Raw genomic sequence first — 18695 nt, forward strand, 5'->3', positions numbered from 1 at the left:
GTCTATATGCATTTGATGAATTGAAGCTCCATCGAATCGAGGCAGGAGTCATGCCATCCAACACAGGGCCGCTCAGAGTCCTGGAGAAGTGCGGTTTTCACAAAGAAGGATTGGCCAAGCAAAATGTGAGGATCAATGGAAAGTGGGAGGATCATATCATCCTTGCCATTATTAATGAAAAGAAAACGAATCAAGTGAAAGAGGAGGAAGTCAGGGTGACAGCATGTTCTAAAATGATGGAGTATATGGGAGGGCTCAGTACAAATGGGTATTTTAACGGAGCTGTGTCTGTTTGGCGGAAAGGAGAGATTGTATTCAGTACGGGCTGCGGAAAAGCCTCCTTTCAATATGGAATAGACCATACCTCCTCCACGAAGTTTTTAATCGGTTCACTGACAAAGGCATTCACAGCTATGCTGGTGCTCATTCTTCATGAGCAGGAGAGAGTGGACCTTGAGTCCAGGATTGTAGACATAATGCCGGACTTTCCGCATCATGATGTGACCGTGCACCATCTGCTGTCCCATTCTTCAGGGATTCCGAACTTTACTTCCCAGCCTCAGTATTGGGATAAGACGATGAGGCTGCCAGCTTCACTCAATGACGTCATCTCCTCATTCCTTGAGCTGCCGCTCAGCTTCCAGCCGGGAGAGAAGATGGATTACAGCAACTCCAATTATATTCTGCTGACAGCCATCATAGAAAAACTGTCAGGGCAGTCTTATTCTCAATGTTTAAAGAGTGAAATTCTGGAAAAGCTCGGAATGGAACAGACCGGGGTCTCGGATGGACGTACGATTATTGAACAGCTTGCCTCAGGCCACACAGTATGGGAAACCGTCAAAAATGCTGAATTTATTGATATGTCCTTTCCGACTGGAGCCTATGGAATGTATTCTTCTGCAGCGGATTTATGCAAATGGGCGGAGGCACTGATTCATTCAACGCTGATCAGCCCCGGCCTCCAAAAGCGGATGTTCCAGAGCACAAACGGAGTATACGGCTATGGCTGGTTTGTGGATGAGCAAAGGAAAGAGGCAGGCCATTTCGGAGATATAAACGGCTTCGTGAATCAAATTCTGCTTTATCCGGAGGAAGAGGCTGCGGTGGTCGTGTTAAGCAACATGAATATCACGCCGGTTACAAGGATTGCCCGCGATCTCGCGGAGCTTATGAGGGGAGGGGACGCAGCCGCAAGCGGGCGGTTTACGGCTGCCGGCCTTCTCTGTCCTGAACTTACGGGCACCTACTCGGATGGCAGAAAGGATATTAGCATTGAAGGCGAAAATCAGCTGTTTGCCACTGTACCCAAGTATTATGGAGTGCCTTCCAAGTTTCCGCTGGTTCCTGTTTCCATCAAGGAAGAAGAAGTTGTCTGCAAGAGCCGGTATATCAATGATACTTATACGTTCCACTTTAATTATGAAGGGGATGTTTCCCTTACCTTGGAGGAAGGCAACGGGGATATTTCTACTTATGTTCGGATTAGAAAAATAAGAGGCTGTCCAGAAAGGAAAACCGAATTCCTGGACACTTCCGTTTTTTAACAGTCTCGCCCTTAATCGAGTTCAAAGAGGGGGTTTTTCCATCTGTTTAGCAGCCTGGGTACTTAGACTGATCCCTCAGAAATCACTGGAATAAAAGCAAAAACAGGTGGTTACTCCACCTGTTTTATTTTAGCGAATCTTGGACTGCCCCGTAATTATGCTTTCTCTCCGATTCCATGATTGACGCCGTTCTTTTTCATCAGCGGAGCAAGAATCAGGACCCCCGCGGCCAGAAGCAGGGCCGCTGCATCATAGATCAAGACAATGGAGAAGTTCGCTTTTAGTGTTCCTGCAAGGGACATCGTGATGACCATTGAGCCCATAAAGAGCGGATTAAGGATTCCGTTAACTCTGCCGATAAATGCTTCTTCTGTATTCTGAAGAATCATGGTATTTATGCCGATATGGATGCAAGGCATGAATAGGCCGGAAAAAAATTGGGCGGCAAGGGTCAGCCATAAAATCGTGGACACGCTCATCCCCACAAAGCCAATGGCGCTTGCAGCCATCCCAAGTGCCAGCAGCACCTGAGGGAGTGCTTTTTTCGAAAGGGCGATAGTAAGACCTCCGCCAAGGATCATGCCGGCGCCGAATGCGGCCATCAGCCATTGCAGATGCTCTTTAGGCAGGCCGAGGCGTTCCGTGATTAAAAAGACCCCGAGCGGCTGGGTGAGCCCGATGGCCAGCCCGGCAGCTGTAAAACATCCTCCAAGCAGGCTGAGCGGCCTGCTCTTCCACACATATTGAAATCCATCCTTCATTTCCTTGGTTAAGGAGGAAGGAGGCCTTTCGCCTTCCGCAGCACGGTCATGGGGCAGCATCAGCAATATAGCCGCCGAGAACAAAAAGGCAATGCCCATGACTGCGATGGCTGTCATAATACCAAAGTGCTGGTACACGAAGGTCCCGATAACCGGCCCTAAGATCATGAATAAAGCAAAGACGGTCTGATACATCGACATCCCCATTTGCACCATTTCTTCCGGAACATGGAGCTTAAACAGCTTCATCCCTGAAGGCTGGGAAAATTGTGAAAGGATGGAGGATACAAGGGTGGCAAAGAAAATGACCTTCCAGCTTCCGAAAGCCAAAGTCAAGAGAACGATAAAGATGGAAAGGGCACTCAGCACATCACACCAGACCATGGTCTTTTTAGGCTTCCAGCGGTCGGCAAAGGCTCCGCCGATAAAAGAAAATAAAAAGATCGGGGCGAATTCTGCGACAGAAATTAATGAAACAGCAACAGGGTTTTCATGGGTCTTTTCAATGACATAAAGCAAAATGGAATAATTGCGCACCCAGATGCCAACCTGAAGAAATAACACAGACAACAAAATCGTCCGGATGACTCTGTTTTGAAACAGTGCACCAATGGTGATCTTTTGAGCTGCAGTTTCGGTCATAATAAAAAGCCTCCTTATCCGTGTCTGGACAGGAAGCTCCCCCGGCAGGCCAAAAGACAGTTTTGTCCTTTTGAACCGATTTGGGCACACTAATCCTATCCAGAAAAATGAATCGTACATACAGCCTATACGAATGTTTTCCTAAACAGAATCAGCAGATCATCGCCCTTAGTCACCCTTTTCGCGTATTGATACCCTCATACTAGCTTACTATTAAGAGCGAAGCAATAAGGATTCGTTCGACTAATTCCTACAGAAAACATGTTACCCCCATTATTGCCGCATCCCTGTTGCCATAATCACTCCGGAACTGAAAAGGTTGTAAATTCAGTAAATTCAAGACATTTAATTTGACTTTCGAAATAAAAACGTAAATAGTGCTAATTGGAATGAAATTCTTTTATTTGCTGCTTGCATGGCTGCCTCAAGTCCGTTTGGTTATTTAGAGAATCTAAAACAGCCATACGGGTTTTAGCCTCTTTTTATTTTGGCTCCTTTTCTAAAAGATTGTTGCTTTCTAAGGGAGAATCCTCCGAGTGCAAATCAACCTCTCTGCTCAAAAGCCACAAAGCTTACGAAAACAGCCTTTCATTTTTAAAGAAGGAAGGTAGAATGAAAGGGAGGTTTAGTATAGATAAGAGCGTGCCATTATCATGAAAACAGGGGGAAGAATATGCAGATTTTACTGATCCGTCATGGAGAGTCGGAGGCTGATATGTTACATGTTCATGAAGGAAGCGCCGATTATCCCTTAACAATGCTTGGCTTAAGGCAGGCGGAAATGATGGCGGAAAGGGTGGCCGCGGAGTTTCCTCCGCAGTATATCTGGGCCAGCCCCTTTAAAAGGGTGAAAAAGACAGCGGATATTTTAGCGGACAAGATTGGCTGCCCAATTTCCTATATGGCAGAGCTTAGAGAGCATGACAATGGAAAGATGGCAGGAATGCCGCTTTCTGAAGTAGAATTTCCGTGGGGCCTTCTGCCGCATGAGAAATTTGGAGGAACCGGAGAGTCAGCGATGGAATTCCGCGCTAGGGGAGAGCATATTTTCTCATATATAAAACAAGCCTCAAAAGAATACCAGCGGATTGCCATCGTTACCCATGGAGGCATGATTTCTAGGATCTTAGAAGCCTTTTTGCAGATTCCCTTTGTACATAATTCCTTTTTTAAAACAAACGATACCGGGATCCATCTTTTGGAATACACCGAGCGGGGCAGGCTCGTGCATTTTGCAAATTGTTCGAAACACTTGGAGTCCTCATAACCATGTGGAATTTTCCCATTAGCCCTGATGAATGACATAATATTTGGAGGTTTTTTCCTACATCGGGGACGTGAAGGACATTTGAAGAGAGGTATGGCAGAGTTTTGTCCTACATCGATGGAATGAAGGATATTTCAACAGAAGCGTGGCCATTGTTTGTCCCCGATAAAAATTAAAAATCCAGGCGGACAGCAAAACAAAGGGTTCATCCTCGTTTTGTCTATCCGCCTGGATCTATAATCAATCAATTATTATAGAAAGCTGCTGACTTTTGCAGTCTGTATGTCAGCCCCCTGAAGGGCCTGTCTGATATATTTGGCGAATTCCAAAGCATGAGCACCGTCTCCGTGGATGCAGATGGTATCTGCTTTGATGGAGATGTCAGAACCCTGGATAGAGCGGACCTTTCCATCCTTCACCATGGTGATGACCTGGCCGACTGCTTCGCTGTGGTCGTGGATCAGGGCATTTTCCTGGGTACGCGGTGTCAATGACCCATCCTCCTGGTAGGTTCTGTCTGAGAAGACCTCGCTTGCAGCGCGGATTCCGATTTTTTGTGCGGCAGTGATGAGTTCGCTTCCTGCAAGCCCGAATAAGATTAATTCAGGATCTACTTTATAAATGGCTTCGGCAATGGCTTCCGCAAGCGGCGCGTTTTTTGCAGCCATGTTAAACAGTGCTCCATGAGGCTTTACATGCTGAAGCGCGGCCCCCTCGGCCTTTACGAAAGCGTAAAGGGCGCCGATTTGATAGACAACCAGATCATAAGCCTCCTGCGGGGATATCTGAAGATTTCTTCTTCCGAAGCCGATTAAATCCTGAAGGCCCGGATGAACTCCGATTCCTACATTTTTTTTAAGGGCCAGCTGAACCGTTTTCCTCATAGTGGCGGGATCGCCTGCATGAAAGCCGCAGGCTATGTTGGCAGAAGTAATGAAATCAAGGATTTCCGGGTCGTTTCCTAATGTATAGACCCCAAAGCTTTCTCCCATATCACAGTTAATATCTACAATAGCCATCCTTATTCCTCCTCGATGCCAGGGTGGGCATCCTTAACCTTTTTACTTATTTATTCTGATTTGCCTTCAGAATTATTCCCTGCTTCAGCTGCTGAATTTCCAGTTCGGACTTTATATACAGCCTTTGCGCATCCTCCAGGGTAATCTCTATAAATCTCAGCCGATCCCCTGGTTTCGCCTGCGCGAGAAGCGGGAGATCAGCGGAAATGGTCTCCGCGATTTTGGGATATCCCCCGGAGGTCTGCCTGTCCGCTAATAAAATAATCGGATTTCCGTCTGCGGGCACCTGGATGCTTCCAAAATTTACGGCCTCGGAAACCATTTCCTTAGCAGTACTCAGAGAAAGAGATTCACCGCTGAGCCTGTATCCCATCCGGTCGGACTGCGGAGTGATTTCAAACGTTTCTTCAAAGAAGCGCTTCTGGCTGTTTTCGCTGAACCAATCAAATTGGCGGCCTTTTACAACACGTATCACCGTTCCTTTAGCCGAGCTTAGCAGCTTATTAGAGGCCGCTGACCAATCCATTTCTACAAAGTTTCGTTCTGTGGAAGAATCAAGAGCCTGGAAAATGCTCTGTGACAGCTCCCCCGGCCTGCCTGACTTTAATGAATCCCCAGCCTTTAGGGCACGTCCATTGTGTCCGCCAATCTCTGCCCGGAGATAAGTGGATTTGCTTGCCATAATCTCGGGGACTAAAAAGCCGCCTGCAATGGAAAGATAAGCCCGGCAGCCAGATTTTACGCCGCTGAATCGGAGAGTGCTTCCTTTCTTTACGATTAAGGGACGCCACTGGCGGACTGGATAGCCGCTGATCGAGGGAGTAAAATTCCCTCCGCAAATGGATATCAGCGCCGTTTCTTCAAAATGAATCTCTGGTCCTATTAGCGAGATTTCCAGGGAAGCAGCCCCCTCTTCATTGCCGACCAGCAGATTCGATATCCGATGGGAACGGGTGTCCATTGCTCCGCTTGCAATCACGCCATATTTCTGAAAGCCATACCTGCCCAGATCCTGGACACTTGTAAGCAGACCCGGTTTTTTAATCGTGATCATGATGTTCCTCCTGAAGTCTTTGGTATTCATCCTCATCAATGGCAGTGAAGGTGATGTGGTCTCCTGCCTGTAGAAGGGAGGGCGGCATCTGCTCCGGCTGGAAGAGCGGCAGCGGCGTCCTGCCGATGATCTGCCATCCGCCTGGTGTCTCGATAGGATATACACCGGTCTGTTCACCCGCAATGCCAACAGACCCGGGAGGGATTTTAAGGCGCGGCGATTCTTTCCGGGGTGCGGCAATCTCGGCAGGCATTCCGCCTATATAAGGAAAGCCTGGAGCAAAACCGATCATATACACCAGATAATCGCCGGATGTATGTACACGGATGACTTCATCAAGGGTCAGGCTATTATGATCCGCCACGAATTGCAGATCAGGTCCGAAGCTGCCGCCATAGCAAACGGGAATCTCCACTTTTCTTGCTTGACTGCGGTTGGATAACTCCGACTTCTTGAGCAATTCATGGATCCTCATGCAGGCAGCTTCATAAGGAGTTACTCTTACAGACGAGGTGTAAAAAAACATTGGGTTATAAAATACAGCCACTGTGGTGAAAGCCGGGATATACTCTGTTATCCAGCTTTCTGAATAATTATCCAAAATTCTGGTAATGTTTTGGATCTTATCATGGACAGCGGAATCAATTTCATTGCCTAAATCAATCATAATTCCCCGGTCTCCCAGAGGTTCCAGTTTATATTTCAAGATAATTCCCCCCTTTGATCATTCTTGTATTGGTTAATGGGAGATCTGGCATCCTATCACCAAAGGGTAATGGTTCTTATTATACGATAGAAGAACGAATAGTCAAAAGTTTTTGACTTGGATAAAAATACAAAAAACATTTATTTCAAAAAATTCTTATTTATTGTACAATAAGTGTTAAATTTGTTTTCTGGAATAGTTTTTGGGTTTGGTGTTTACATTAGTTAGGTTGATTTCTGTTATAGGATATTACGCAGGGCGGTGTGCTTTCCCTATGTCGCATTCCGGGTCCGCCTCTCCCTCTAATCTCTCAGGAGTCCCGCACCTCGAACGCAGATCAGCCCTTTACTAACAAGGCCTTTTATCCCAAGAATGTCTTCAACCAATATTCTTAAAGAAAACAGGCTGTCAACAAAAAAATCGACACATTGGAAGGAGATGCATATGGTTCTTATTGGTGTTCTGCTTATTATCATTGGATTTTTGTTCAGAATTAATTCAGCGGTTGTCGTTACGGTTTCCGCTCTTGTAACTGGGATGATTGCAGGGATTCCTGTCAAAGACATTATTACTCAGTTCGGGGAGGCTTTTACGACGAACCGGTATATGTCCATCCTTATCGTTACGCTGCCTGTAATCGGGCTTTTGGAAAAGAATGGCCTTCAGCAGCAGGCTGCGAGCATCGTTTCTAAAATAAAGGCGGTTACAGTCGGGCGCGTCTTGACGATGTATTTGCTCATCCGTGAAATTGGTGCGGCTCTTGGCCTTAACTCTCTTGGGGGGCATCCACAGACTGTCAGGCCTCTCGTTGCCCCAATGGCTGAAGGCGCAGCGGAAGCGAAATACGGAGAGCTTCCGGAAAAAGAGAGGCAGGAAATCCGTGCCCACGCTGCGGCTGCGGATAACATCGGCTTATTCTTTGGAGAAGACATCTTCGTTGCTGTAGGAGCCATTCTTTTGATGAATGGATTTTTCGAGCAGAATCATATTCAGGCTGATCCGATTGCCATGGCGCTTTGGGGGATTCCAACTGCTGCATTTGCGTTCATCGTTCATGCCATCCGTCTAAGGAGAATGGATAAAAAGATGGACAGGCGGCTTGGAGGACAGAAGAAACCGCTGGGCTGATAAAAAACGAATCTAAGAGAAAGTGAGCAATGTTTATGATATTTTCTGTAGAAATGATCTACGTTTTAATGGGCATCATTGTGCTGGGCTGCTCGCTCTACATCTTTGCGGATCCATCCAATAGCCGAAGATTTACAACGGGAAGCTTCTATCTGATTTACTCGGTCACACTGATGTTTGGAAAATTGATTCCGCCCTTTTATACGGGCCTGCTTGCGATCGCCATGGTGGTCATTATTGCGTCCGGCGGCTTGAAAAAGAGTGTGCATGTGGAAAACAGCCTGCAGGATAGGGAAGAGAGAAGGAAAAAGCTTGGAGGAAAGCTCTTTATTCCTGCCATCCTCATTCCGATTCTGACGCTTCTTGGTGCCAAGCTATTAGCGGGAGTCAAAATTGGCGGGAAGCTGCTGCTGGATCCTTCTAACGTGACTATGGTGGCATTGGGACTGGCCTGTATCATTGCCATTTTGGCCGCTATGTGGATGACCCGTGGAACTCCGGCTGCTGCTGTAAAAGAATCCAGGAGGCTCCTTGAATCCATTGGATGGGCCGTCCTTCTTCCTCAGCTTCTTGCAACTCTGGGAACCATCTATACCAATGCCGGTGTAGGGAAGGTCGTATCAAAGGGCGTCACAGCTATTATTCCGGCTGGCTCTTTATTCTGGATTGTTGTCATCTTCTGTATCGGCATGGCGTTATTCACGATGATTATGGGAAATGCCTTTGCCGCTTTTCCGGTCATGGCTGCCGGTATCGCGATTCCATTCTTGATCAATCAATTTGATGCAAATCCGAATCATATTGCAGCCATCTCTATGTTTGCCGGCTATTGCGGAACACTTATGACGCCGATGGCGGCGAATTTCAATATTGTCCCGGCTGCCCTGCTCGACCTGAAAGATAAAAACCATGTCATTAAGGTCCAGGTGCCTACAGCACTAGCTGTGCTTCTATTTAACATCATCTTGATGTATGTTCTGGTTTCTTTAGACGTATAAGGAGGAGAAACAATGAAACATAAAATACTTTTAACAGGCTTTGAGCCCTTTGGGGGAGAAAAGGTCAATCCATCATGGGAAGCTGTGAAACAATTAAACGGCATGGAAATCGAGGATGTTGTCTTTATAGCGGAACAGATTCCTACAGTATTCAAAAAGTCGATTAAGGTGCTGGAGGAACTCATCGAGCGGTACCAGCCCGAGCTTGTGATTGCTGTGGGACAGGCAGGGGGAAGGCTCCATATCACTCCGGAACGGGTCGCAGTGAATCTGGATGACGCTAGAATCCCGGATAATGAAGGCAATCAGCCGATCGATGAGCCCGTCTCCCCAGAGGGGCCTGCGGCTTACTGGACCGGACTTCCTGTTAAGAGAATGGTAGAGGCGATGAAGGAGCATAACATTCCTGCATCCGTCTCCCATACTGCCGGAACCTTTGTCTGCAACCATATTTTTTATGGCCTGATGGACTATATCAGCCGGACTTCCTCAGGAATCAGGGGAGGATTCATCCATATCCCATTCCTGCCTGAACAGACCATTGATAAAGAAGCACCAAGTTTGAGCCTTGAAACCATTACTGAAGGAATCAAACTTGCTGCCCTGACAGCAGTAAAACATGAGCAGGATATCCGCGTAATCGGCGGAATTACCCATTAAGAGACTTGCAGAATAGCAGGATGCTGTTTTGAATGGGCATGATAAAGGCCTGAGCCGGTACAATACCGGTTCAGGCCTTAATTTTTTTGATCAGCCAGCCTTCGATTTCTCAAGCAGCAATTTCTCCATTACTTCACCAGGCACCGGTTTCCCGAATAAGTATCCCTGCATGCTTCTGCAGTCCAGGGAACTTAAGAATTGGGCCTGTTCCATGGTTTCCACACCTTCTGCAATGACAGAAAGATTCAGGTGGGAGGCAAGGGAGATAATGGAGGCGATTACCGCTTCGTTTCCGGGATCTTTTCCAACCTTGTCGATAAATTCCCTGGCGATTTTTAGTGTATCGATTGGGAAATTGCTTAAATAAGCAAGGGATGAGTAACCAGTGCCAAAGTCATCCACCGATATTTTAATTCCCATTTCCCTGAGGTTCTTTAGCAGTGGAATAATAATATCTACACTGTTCATCGCAATGCCTTCTGTAATTTCAAGGTCCAGATTGGCCGGGTCCAGACCAGTCTTGTCCAGGAGCCTTTTAATGCAGGTAATAGCATCCTTCTTTTTAAATTGTCTTGGTGATAAGTTCACTCCCACTTTGATAGGAAACCCTAGATTATTCCATTTTTTCACCTGTGTACAGGCCTCCCATAGAATCCACTCGCCGATTGGGAGGATCAGGCCCGATTCTTCAGCGATCGGTATGAATTCGGAAGGGGGAACTAGGCCCAGCTTTGAATGGTTCCAGCGGATGAGTGCTTCTACACCGATAATTTGTCTTGAAGGATAATCAATTTGCGGCTGATAATATACGACCAGCTCATTTCTTTCTATAGCCTTGTATAAATCATTTTCCAGGATTAGTCTTCTTGAAGGAATCTGACTTTTTTCTTTTTCAAAAATGTAATAGGTATTCTTTCCGTTTTCTTTTGCCTGATACATGGCGGTATCTGCGTTCTTCATTAAATCTTCTACGGTTCGGCCTCCGTCAGGATAGACAGCTACTCCAATACTTGGAGTAATGTTCATTTCAATACTCTCCACGCGATAGGGTTTACTAAGGGCATATAGGACATCTTCTGCTATTTTTTTTATTTCTTCTATTTCGGTAATGGCTCTAATTACATAGGTGAATTCGTCACCGCCCTGTCTTGAGACCATATCAGCCGGCCTCAGCACCTCCCGCAGCCTTTTAGAAACAGCGATTATGATTTCATCCCCCAGCTTATGGCCGAGTGTGTCATTTATCACTTTAAAACGGTCCAAATCAATGAACATAATTCCGAATATGCAGCCATTCTCTTTATATTCATTCAAAGCCTTCTCGATTTCCAGTTCAAACATTCTTCGATTCGGCAGGCCTGTAAGTAAGTCATGGAAGGCCATATGTGTAATTTTTTCTTCGTTCCTTTTATTTTCCGTAATATCATCAGCCAAAATATATAAACCAACCAACTGTTCTTCTACTTTAATCGGAGTAGTGGTAAATAATACAGTGCGCTGATCTTTTTCTTTACGCTGAATCACCATTTCAAATTTATAAACCTCACCATTAATCCCTCTATTAAAATGGAAGGCTATCTCCTCTTCATTTTCTGTAGTGGAGATGGAAAAAATGGAGGATTGCATCAATTCTTCCTCTGTATAGCCCAAAAGCTTCAGTGCCGTCTGATTAACTGATGTAAATGATCCATTTAAATCAATAGAAAAAACAGCGCTAAAATTAAATTCAAATAAGGAACGATATCGCTGGTCACTAATATTTAGTTCCTGCGTTTTCTTCATATAGCGGTGAAGCAGCCTATTATTTTCGAGAAGCACGGCAACCTGACGTGCAACCAACAGGAAGACCGCGAAAAGGGCGAATATCATGTAATCGAATGTATACGAATGAGAGTAAATTAAAAAAACAAACAATCCCAGCACCAGTAAATTAGGAACGATGATGGAGAAATAAATACTTCTTCTTTGGTCTTGCTTTTTTTTCGGCTCAGGGTTAGCTTCCTGGTATTCTATTTTAAAATAATAACCAGAAAATCCTATCAATAAGAGAACAGGACTGTACAAAGTTTCTATTATGTTTCCGGAAATGTATGTTTCATTAATTTGCTGCCATGAATACAAACTATCTGCAATTACTTGAATGGACAGCCCGGTAGTAAGAAAAGCCAGGCACTTCGATAGTATTCCTGAATCGCGCAAAAACCATAAAGTGATGGCGCCAAACAATAGGATTAAGTCACCAATGGGATAGGACATTGACACAAATAAAGCCCATTCATCTAATTCCCCAGCCTTGAGAATCGGACTGAGAAAGAAATTATAGGTTAATACAACACAAATGGTCATTATGATAGATGCATCAAATAGAAATCTTAATATTCCGAACTTATTTCTTTCCTTAAGAAGAATCCAAATAAAAGCAGCAAAATAAAAGAGTGTCTGCAGGTTGTAAAATAAATCTGGATATCCTGGAAATGGAACTTTTACCTGACATACATTTTCATAAAAAAACCAGATGGCTTCTGCAGTAAAGTAGCTGAAGCTTCCAAGGAAAAGCAGGAATAGAAATGTGCTTTCTCTTGTCCGGGCGCTCCCTCTGCGTCTAATATCCTTGAAACTGGAATATAGACAGCAGGAAGAAATCAAGGAAGCCGAAATGTTAAAGAAATTGCCCACAAGAGTTTGAATGAAAGGGCTGCCTCTCCATAACAGAATCCAAATAACATAACTTAAAAAATGGAGTATTGTAAACATTAAGATTGATTTTGATTTCACGTTGTCTATCCTCCGAGGTTTTTTCGATCTTCCTGGTGAAACCATTAATCAGCGTATAATGATTTTATCCCTGGCTGGAAGTGGAAGTTAATTAGTTATATATGTCTATGGTTTATTTATCGGTTTGAAAAAATGGAAAGTTTATAATTAAAAGAAATTTTTGTGTTTTTTTCACAAAACTCATAGTTTACTAATTAAAAACTATGATAAATTGAAGGTATGTAAAAAATAGGAAATTTTCTCTATCTAGACTATGAAATATTTAAATATAGGGAGCCAGATATGGAAAAAGCATGGGCATTTGCCAATTCAGATAATAGAGAAGGAATCCTGGAAGCTCTGGTCGATTTGTATGAAAAAGATGTAGTGAATCTGGCCTTTACGTATGTGAAAGACTGGAGCACTGCCGAGGACATCACACAGGAGGTTTTTTTAAAGATTTATAAAAAAATGCATACTTTTGAAGACCGCTCCAATGTGAAAACGTGGATTTACAGGATTGCCATCAATCAGTGCAAGGACTTCCTGAAGTCCCGGTATGTTAGGTCGATTTTCCTGACGAATAGGATTCAGAGATACTCAGGAAGGGATGACAAGGGAGCCGAAGGACATCTGCTGAAAAGTCTGGAAAACGCCGAGCTGGCGAGATCTGTATTTCAGCTTCCTGTTAAGCTCAGGGAGGTCATTCTCTTATTTTATTATAAAGAATTTACGATTGAGGAAATAAGTGAGACCCTGAATATTAGCAGCTCTGCCGCCAGGACAAGATTGAGCCGGGCGAGGGATGCCTTAAGAAAGCTTCATGGAAGGAGCGGGGAGAATGGATGATGAGCTGAAGCGCTTGAAAAAGGAGCTTGAAGAGCATGTATTTGTTGAAAGAAATTCATCTCAAAAGAAACAGATCATCCAGCGCATACAAAAAAGAAAAAAGGCCCCATTCAGTCTGCTTCAGCCAGTTATACACGGCCTCCTGACGATTTTTGTCCTAATCGGGATTTCATATTTTATATACGGGGTGCTCCATGGTGATGATTGGAGCAGCACACTGGGTGAGGGGCAGTCGAAAGCCGCTATCAGAGAATCCATCGAAGACAAGTGGAGGCATCCATTCAACCAGTTCAGCACCATAAGCGGAAGCTACTCCTTTCAGGATTACCGCACCAGGAATCAGGAGACGATTTATTATTCGATATTTAACAAAAAGAATGAGCTGTTTAAATTTTCGTATTCCAATGAAAGAGTCAGCTATACCTACCAGGATGGCAGCAATCCAGAAATAGACCGCATCAATAATTGCCTGACACTGGACCCCGAGAAGAAAATGTTTGATGTAGGGAGCCTTCCATCGCAGCCGAAGGAATTTCTGAAGCAAATGGGCATCCTCCATATGTTCCCGGATAAAATAAGCGGCAGACCACTCGCTGGCAGTGACACATGGGAAAGCATCAAGACTGGTAACTTCCTGGACAGAAAGGTGTATACGATCAAGGGAGTAAAAAAATCTGGGGGAACGGCTGCTGTTTATGATTTGATTGTCGACCGCCAGACAGGATTCGTCCTGAGTTTGACTGTATCCGGCGCAAAGGGAGAGAAGCTCTACAGCCTTCAAACCAGCCGCTTTTCCACAAACAGCGGGTTTCCCGAAAACTATTTTGACTTCACTATCCCCAATGACTACCAGCCAAAAAGCGACACCGCCTACTTCTTCAAAAACCGCCAGGACCAAATCAGGGGCAGGGGTATACATGAATTAAACTAACGGCACATATCGAAAAGCTCCGGAATGCACCTGTTCCGGAACTTTTCTTTTTTGCGTTCTCTATAGATGTGGCCGCTTGAGTTCCATTCCAGGCGCTTCGCTTTCCGCGGGGCGGGCGGTGATCCTTCCATTCCACTCAAGCAGGATTTAAAAATTATTATTACATTTTAAACAAAGCTGCCCTTTGAGCCTCTTCTATTATCCTACAAGTCGCAGTATTAGACTCCGATGCTGCCTGTGCGACTTGCCAGCCATAAGACCAGCGTTATATAATTCAGCGTCTGTTGGCTTCTTCACATCATTTGGATTTTAACGTGGCCTTACAAATAGCGGAAGCGCCGTCTGGCTGTGCAATGTCAAAGTGTTTTGGTTTTACTTCCTTGGAGATAATTTTCATACCTAAGGCCTGCATTGGCAGCTGAATATGTCGAAGAATATTGCCCAATGGGTATTGGAAGCAGTAGCAAACACACCACCTATTTTTCCTCATAAAAAATGAAATCCTAAAGGTAAAACAAAAATTGGGGATTTCAAAAACAATTAAAAGAAAAAAATAGTATAATAGTCTAATAGTTCTAAAAATTATGTCTTCTGCGGAGGTCGTCAATGAAGCTGATAAAAGTACTATTTTTTTATATTCTTGGAGTCATGGGGATTATCTCTATAAGCATTGTGCCCTCAGTGATTGCTGAGAGAGGGATTTATAATGTTTTTTCCTATATAACAGCCTTTGTGAATTTCTTTGCAGAATTCTGCCAGGCGGAGAATTGGGTGTACATATATAAAGAACAGTCCTTCCCGATCGTTGAATTTTTGAGAGAGCCTCTTCTTTACTCGGCGGAGATTTTCTTCAGTGCCATTGCGGCAGGATTTCTCGGGGCTTTTGTTTTGACTCTCTTAACCTATTTTCTGCCCTCCTTTATTATGGTTCCCATCAAGCGGGTGTTAAATGTCCTTGAAACCGTGCCGGATTTAATGTTTGCCTTCATGCTTCAGCTTTTTGCGGTGTATCTATTCAAACAGCTGGATACCGAGGTCTTCACATTCACTGCCCTTGGGGATGAAAAGATCTATTTTGCCCCCATTCTTACCCTGTCAATCCTGCCGTTGATTTCGATGTACAGGCTCTTTTTAATGATGGTTGAGGAAGAGTTTTTAAAGGATTACACAGAGTTCGCCCTGGCAAAGGGAATGGGGAAGCTCAGGATCCTTACCGTTCATATTCTCCGGAATGTTTTTGCCTCCGTCTTTTATCATTCCAAGCTGATCGTGTGGGGCGGACTTTCCAGTCTGTTTATCGTGGAAACTCTCTTTAATATGAGGGGCATCACCTACTATATGATTGAGGACTTCAGGCCGATCGTCATCGCAGTCTCTCTGTTATTAATTTTCACTCCGTTTTTCCTTCTCTATCAGGGAGCCGCCCTTGTGATTCAAAATGAGGAAAAAGTGGAGTGGACTTTGATCCGCAAAGACCTTGCAGGGATGAAAAGGTGGAAGCTGTGGAAGTCTCTTGCCAAAGGAGGCAAATTGCTTTTTGTACATATGCAGAATCCTAAATTCTGCATCGGCTTTATATTTATCATGGGCTTTATGCTGTACAGCTTTTTTTATGTCATCTTTGCGGATGTTCCGGTAGAGCAGATTAATTTCTTGAAAGACGCTGAGGGGAAAATCATCAGTGCCCCTCCGCATCCGCCTTCCTCCGAGATGATTTTCGGCTCGGATCGGAATGGGAGGAGCATCCTCGATGAAATCATAGTAGGCGCCAGATACACACTGTTTTTTGCCATTTTAATAGCTGTCCTGCGAGTGGCGGGCGGCTTTGCGCTGGCTCTTCGGTATGTCTCTTTGAAGAATCATACCAGGATGCTGCTTGATAAAGTGGTCGATTCCATTCATTTTCTGCCTCTCAGCCTGATCGCTTATCTCCTGCTGCGTCCCATTCTTTGGAGCGTTGGTTATAATTTGTGGGTGTACAGCTTATCAGAGCGCCTGACTTTGGAGGTGCTGATTCTCACGGTTTTGGTGCTTCCATTAACGACTGTGCTGATAGGCAGTGAAATAAAACTGATTGAGAAAGAAACCTTTGTACTAAGCGCCAAAACGCTTGGAGGGGACCAGAAGCATATTTTCTGGACTCATGTCTTCCCGCATTTGTCACCAAGGATGTTCATTCTTTTCGGACAGCAGTTTATCCAGGTTATGCTCATCTTTGTGCATCTGGGGCTTTTTCAGCTGTTTCTCGGGGGATCCATCTTTCAGGATGGAATTTTATTTGAGGTGCCGGACTCATCTACATTTGAATGGGGAGGGATGATTGGAGCCACCAGAGAAGCCTTCTTATCTGGGAAGTATTGGATTATCCTCCCGACTCTCGGTGCTTTCATGTTCAGCATATTTGCCATGCAGCTGATCATTCAGGGAGTGAAGGAGGTACAGCAGCGGAAGGTAGGAGTAAGAGTACCTGTTCTTTTTAAGCGGAAAAGAAAGACGATTTCCTTAAAAAGGGCAGTCAAAACAGAGGAGGAATCATTCGCTTTAACAAAAAGCAAAAAGGCGGACCCAGCCTGAAATAAGGAAGCAGTGTTTTGGGCTGCAATAAGAGGGACTGGCATAAAGTGAATTTTCGGACGGCTCTAGAATTTTTTTCTCGATCAAGTAACCAAAAAATAAAATAAGCGAAGATTTCCCCGTTATATCCAGTTTGGAGCTTGTTTCGGGGAAGGGGGATTTTTCCGCTTATGTAAAGTGAATATACTCATTTGGGCTTTCTTCTCCCTCTATTTGAGCTCTTTTTAGTCCTCATGACAAAATAAGGAGAAATTCTTCCTTTATGTATCAGTCCGGCTACATAAGCAAAAAAACAGCAGGAGGAATCTTATTTCTAGAGGACCGAAAGTTAAATAAGGGGAGGTTTTACCGTTAAATCCAAAATGGAGGTCATTTCTGGGGAAATAAGGGGAAGCTTTCCCCTTATTTTTAAAAAAACCGTCCATTTATGAATTTTTGAGGTAAATAGAGGGAATTTCTCCCTCTATTTAAGCTCGATTTACTCTTAATTTACGAATTAGAGGGAATTTTTCCCTCTATGTATCTGCCCGGGTGCATAAGTGGATCCTTCAACCGATCAATCCTAGCTGTAGATATCAGTTGAACAAAAACAAAAGCAGTGTGGAGACAACTATTCGTTTTTCTCCACCTGCTTCTTTTACGGACTTATGGACAGCCCCTTCGCTTTTTATTTGTTAATTTCTGCTTCAGGCATTCGCCTCCGCAAAGGCGGGAGGTGAGCCTCCTCAGCGCCAGCGGGGTCTCACCTGCCCCGCTATTCTATTCATTTTCCGGCACAGTCACAACTCTGATCTTATATCCAGCCTTTTTCCTGAGCCGCAGCGATGGCCTCCACCCGGTTTTTGCAATCCAGCTTGCTGATGGCTTCAGACATATAATTCCGCACCGTGCCAGCAGACAGATACAGCTTTCCTGCTATTTCATTCGCTGTAGAGCCGGAGGCGGCAAGCCTCAGGATTTCCTGTTCCCGGGATGTGAGCGGATTGCTTTCCTGCAGGACCCCATATACGAGTTCAGGGGAGACAAGGTCGTCTACCGACCCGTCCTTTAATAAATAGCCAGGACTCCTGCGCGGACAGCTCTAGAAAGTGTAATGAATCAGCATGACAAATGTCATATTTTTCTTTAGGAGGTCCAGGAAAACGGTATAATGAAGGAAATAGAAAACGGGAAGTGATGATATGGAAACAGAGCTGTTAACGATTTTTGATGATGAAGGAAGAAGGATCGGTACGGCTGAACGCGGAGAGGCACATAGGAAGGGATATTGGCACCAGGCGATTCATTGCTGGTTTATCAGCCGTGAGGCAGGAGAGACGTTCATTTATTTTCAAAAGAGAAGTTCATCCAAGAAGGATTATCCCGATTTATATGATATTACGGCTGCCGGCCACCTGCTTTCGCATGAAACCATTTCGGACGGAGTCAGGGAAGTAGAGGAAGAGCTTGGAATCTCCGTCACAATGGAGGAGCTTGTGAGCCTGGGTGTGTTGAAATACTGCATAGAGAAAAAGGAATTATCATTCATTGATAAAGAAATAGCCCATCTCTTTCTGTTCGAATATGAGGGGACCATGGAGGACTTCCAGCTTCAGAGGGAAGAAGTATCAGGCATTGTGAAGGCAGAGTTTAACAGCTTTATCGAGCTGTTTGAGGGAAAGAGGGAAGTTATAGCGATTACAGGTTTCGAGCTGCTGGAAGATGGACGCTCTGCAGTAGAAAAGGAAATCGGCCGTACAGGCTTTGTGCCGCACGACCTTTCGTACTATCGGAGTGTTGCAGATAAAATTACTGAAAACCTTTAG

Annotated in this window: 14 protein-coding genes and 1 pseudogene; 9 read left to right on the plus strand and 6 right to left on the minus strand. The window is 44.7% G+C overall.

What is annotated here, in order from left to right; translation table 11 throughout:
- The first annotated feature begins 50 nt into the window (after positions 1–50).
- Entirely contained in the window at positions 51–1547 is a 1497-nt protein-coding gene (locus H539_RS30905) for a serine hydrolase (protein ID WP_218970921.1), read from the plus strand.
- 155 nt (positions 1548–1702) lie between these two features.
- Here H539_RS30905 and H539_RS28875 read toward each other — a convergent pair whose 3' ends face one another.
- Positions 1703–2950: an MFS transporter gene (locus tag H539_RS28875; protein ID WP_035322956.1), complete on the minus strand. Its 1248-nt coding sequence runs from the start codon at positions 2948–2950 to the stop codon at positions 1703–1705.
- Positions 2951–3623: 673 nt separating this feature from the next.
- Between H539_RS28875 and H539_RS0116630 the strand changes: the two genes are divergently transcribed.
- Complete coding sequence (locus H539_RS0116630) at positions 3624–4217, plus strand: histidine phosphatase family protein (RefSeq protein WP_026694447.1); 594 nt, start codon at positions 3624–3626, stop codon at positions 4215–4217.
- Positions 4218–4468: 251 nt separating this feature from the next.
- On the opposite strand, the gene H539_RS0116635 is transcribed toward H539_RS0116630, so the two are convergent.
- The 3 genes from H539_RS0116635 to pxpB are packed head-to-tail and all read right to left on the minus strand — an operon-like array spanning position 4469 to position 6996.
- Positions 4469–5236, minus strand: coding sequence for a LamB/YcsF family protein (locus tag H539_RS0116635; protein WP_026694448.1), 768 nt, complete (start codon positions 5234–5236; stop codon positions 4469–4471).
- Positions 5237–5282: 46 nt separating this feature from the next.
- Positions 5283–6290 carry a 5-oxoprolinase subunit C family protein gene (locus H539_RS0116640; RefSeq protein WP_026694449.1) on the minus strand — a complete coding sequence of 336 codons (1008 nt, stop codon included), beginning with the start codon at positions 6288–6290 and terminating at the stop codon, positions 5283–5285.
- Complete coding sequence (pxpB, locus tag H539_RS0116645; protein WP_026694450.1) at positions 6277–6996, minus strand: 5-oxoprolinase subunit PxpB; 720 nt, start codon at positions 6994–6996, stop codon at positions 6277–6279. The genes H539_RS0116640 and pxpB overlap by 14 nt, the downstream gene beginning before the upstream one ends.
- Positions 6997–7440: 444 nt before the next feature.
- On the opposite strand from pxpB, the gene H539_RS0116650 reads away from it, so the two are divergent.
- Genes H539_RS0116650 through pcp form a run of 3 tightly spaced genes read left to right on the plus strand, consistent with a single transcriptional unit; the run spans position 7441 to position 9782 of the window.
- Positions 7441–8124 (plus strand): DUF969 domain-containing protein, encoded by a 684-nt coding sequence (locus H539_RS0116650; RefSeq protein WP_026694451.1) that lies wholly within the window; start codon positions 7441–7443, stop codon positions 8122–8124.
- Positions 8125–8159: 35 nt separating this feature from the next.
- Positions 8160–9122: a DUF979 domain-containing protein gene (locus H539_RS0116655; RefSeq protein WP_026694452.1), complete on the plus strand. Its 963-nt coding sequence runs from the start codon at positions 8160–8162 to the stop codon at positions 9120–9122.
- 12 nt (positions 9123–9134) lie between these two features.
- Positions 9135–9782 carry a pyroglutamyl-peptidase I gene (gene pcp, locus H539_RS0116660; RefSeq protein ID WP_026694453.1) on the plus strand — a complete coding sequence of 216 codons (648 nt, stop codon included), beginning with the start codon at positions 9135–9137 and terminating at the stop codon, positions 9780–9782.
- A gap of 90 nt (positions 9783–9872) precedes the next feature.
- Here pcp and H539_RS0116665 read toward each other — a convergent pair whose 3' ends face one another.
- Positions 9873–12038 carry a putative bifunctional diguanylate cyclase/phosphodiesterase gene (locus tag H539_RS0116665; protein WP_245602216.1) on the minus strand — a complete coding sequence of 722 codons (2166 nt, stop codon included), beginning with the start codon at positions 12036–12038 and terminating at the stop codon, positions 9873–9875.
- Positions 12039–12839: 801 nt separating this feature from the next.
- Here H539_RS0116665 and H539_RS28880 point away from each other — a divergent pair.
- The 3 genes from H539_RS28880 to H539_RS28885 all read left to right on the plus strand — a co-directional run bounded on the left by H539_RS28880 (position 12840) and on the right by H539_RS28885 (position 16890).
- Complete coding sequence (locus tag H539_RS28880; protein ID WP_051348649.1) at positions 12840–13385, plus strand: sigma-70 family RNA polymerase sigma factor; 546 nt, start codon at positions 12840–12842, stop codon at positions 13383–13385.
- A complete protein-coding gene (locus H539_RS0116675) occupies positions 13378–14316 on the plus strand; it encodes a PRC-barrel domain-containing protein (protein ID WP_026694455.1) in 939 nt (312 codons plus the stop codon). The genes H539_RS28880 and H539_RS0116675 overlap by 8 nt, the downstream gene beginning before the upstream one ends.
- 606 nt (positions 14317–14922) lie before the next feature.
- Positions 14923–16890 (plus strand): ABC transporter permease subunit, encoded by a 1968-nt coding sequence (locus tag H539_RS28885; RefSeq protein WP_035322964.1) that lies wholly within the window; start codon positions 14923–14925, stop codon positions 16888–16890.
- A gap of 793 nt (positions 16891–17683) precedes the next feature.
- On the opposite strand, the pseudogene H539_RS30910 reads toward H539_RS28885, so the two are convergent.
- Positions 17684–17973, minus strand: a pseudogene (locus tag H539_RS30910) (response regulator transcription factor); the annotation flags it as partial.
- 98 nt (positions 17974–18071) lie between these two features.
- Here H539_RS30910 and H539_RS0116700 point away from each other — a divergent pair.
- Positions 18072–18695: an NUDIX hydrolase gene (locus H539_RS0116700; RefSeq protein ID WP_026694457.1), complete on the plus strand. Its 624-nt coding sequence runs from the start codon at positions 18072–18074 to the stop codon at positions 18693–18695.

The sequence above is a fragment of the Peribacillus kribbensis DSM 17871 genome, assembly GCF_000430765.1.
Lineage (GTDB): Bacteria > Bacillota > Bacilli > Bacillales > DSM-1321 > Paraperibacillus > Paraperibacillus kribbensis.

What these genes read in the sequence shown, in the direction of transcription:
- H539_RS30905 (WP_218970921.1), top strand. Translation starts at nt 51, where the DNA reads ATGCCATCCAACACAGGGCCGCTCAGAGTCCTGGAGAAGTGCGGTTTT.
- H539_RS28875 (WP_035322956.1), bottom strand. Translation starts at nt 2,950, where the DNA reads ATGACCGAAACTGCAGCTCAAAAGATCACCATTGGTGCACTGTTTCAA.
- H539_RS0116630 (WP_026694447.1), top strand. Translation starts at nt 3,624, where the DNA reads ATGCAGATTTTACTGATCCGTCATGGAGAGTCGGAGGCTGATATGTTA.
- H539_RS0116635 (WP_026694448.1), bottom strand. Translation starts at nt 5,236, where the DNA reads ATGGCTATTGTAGATATTAACTGTGATATGGGAGAAAGCTTTGGGGTC.
- H539_RS0116640 (WP_026694449.1), bottom strand. Translation starts at nt 6,290, where the DNA reads ATGATCACGATTAAAAAACCGGGTCTGCTTACAAGTGTCCAGGATCTG.
- H539_RS0116650 (WP_026694451.1), top strand. Translation starts at nt 7,441, where the DNA reads ATGGTTCTTATTGGTGTTCTGCTTATTATCATTGGATTTTTGTTCAGA.
- H539_RS0116655 (WP_026694452.1), top strand. Translation starts at nt 8,160, where the DNA reads ATGATATTTTCTGTAGAAATGATCTACGTTTTAATGGGCATCATTGTG.
- pcp (WP_026694453.1), top strand. Translation starts at nt 9,135, where the DNA reads ATGAAACATAAAATACTTTTAACAGGCTTTGAGCCCTTTGGGGGAGAA.
- H539_RS0116665 (WP_245602216.1), bottom strand. Translation starts at nt 12,038, where the DNA reads ATGTCCTATCCCATTGGTGACTTAATCCTATTGTTTGGCGCCATCACT.
- H539_RS28880 (WP_051348649.1), top strand. Translation starts at nt 12,840, where the DNA reads ATGGAAAAAGCATGGGCATTTGCCAATTCAGATAATAGAGAAGGAATC.
- H539_RS0116675 (WP_026694455.1), top strand. Translation starts at nt 13,378, where the DNA reads ATGGATGATGAGCTGAAGCGCTTGAAAAAGGAGCTTGAAGAGCATGTA.
- H539_RS28885 (WP_035322964.1), top strand. Translation starts at nt 14,923, where the DNA reads ATGAAGCTGATAAAAGTACTATTTTTTTATATTCTTGGAGTCATGGGG.
- H539_RS0116700 (WP_026694457.1), top strand. Translation starts at nt 18,072, where the DNA reads ATGGAAACAGAGCTGTTAACGATTTTTGATGATGAAGGAAGAAGGATC.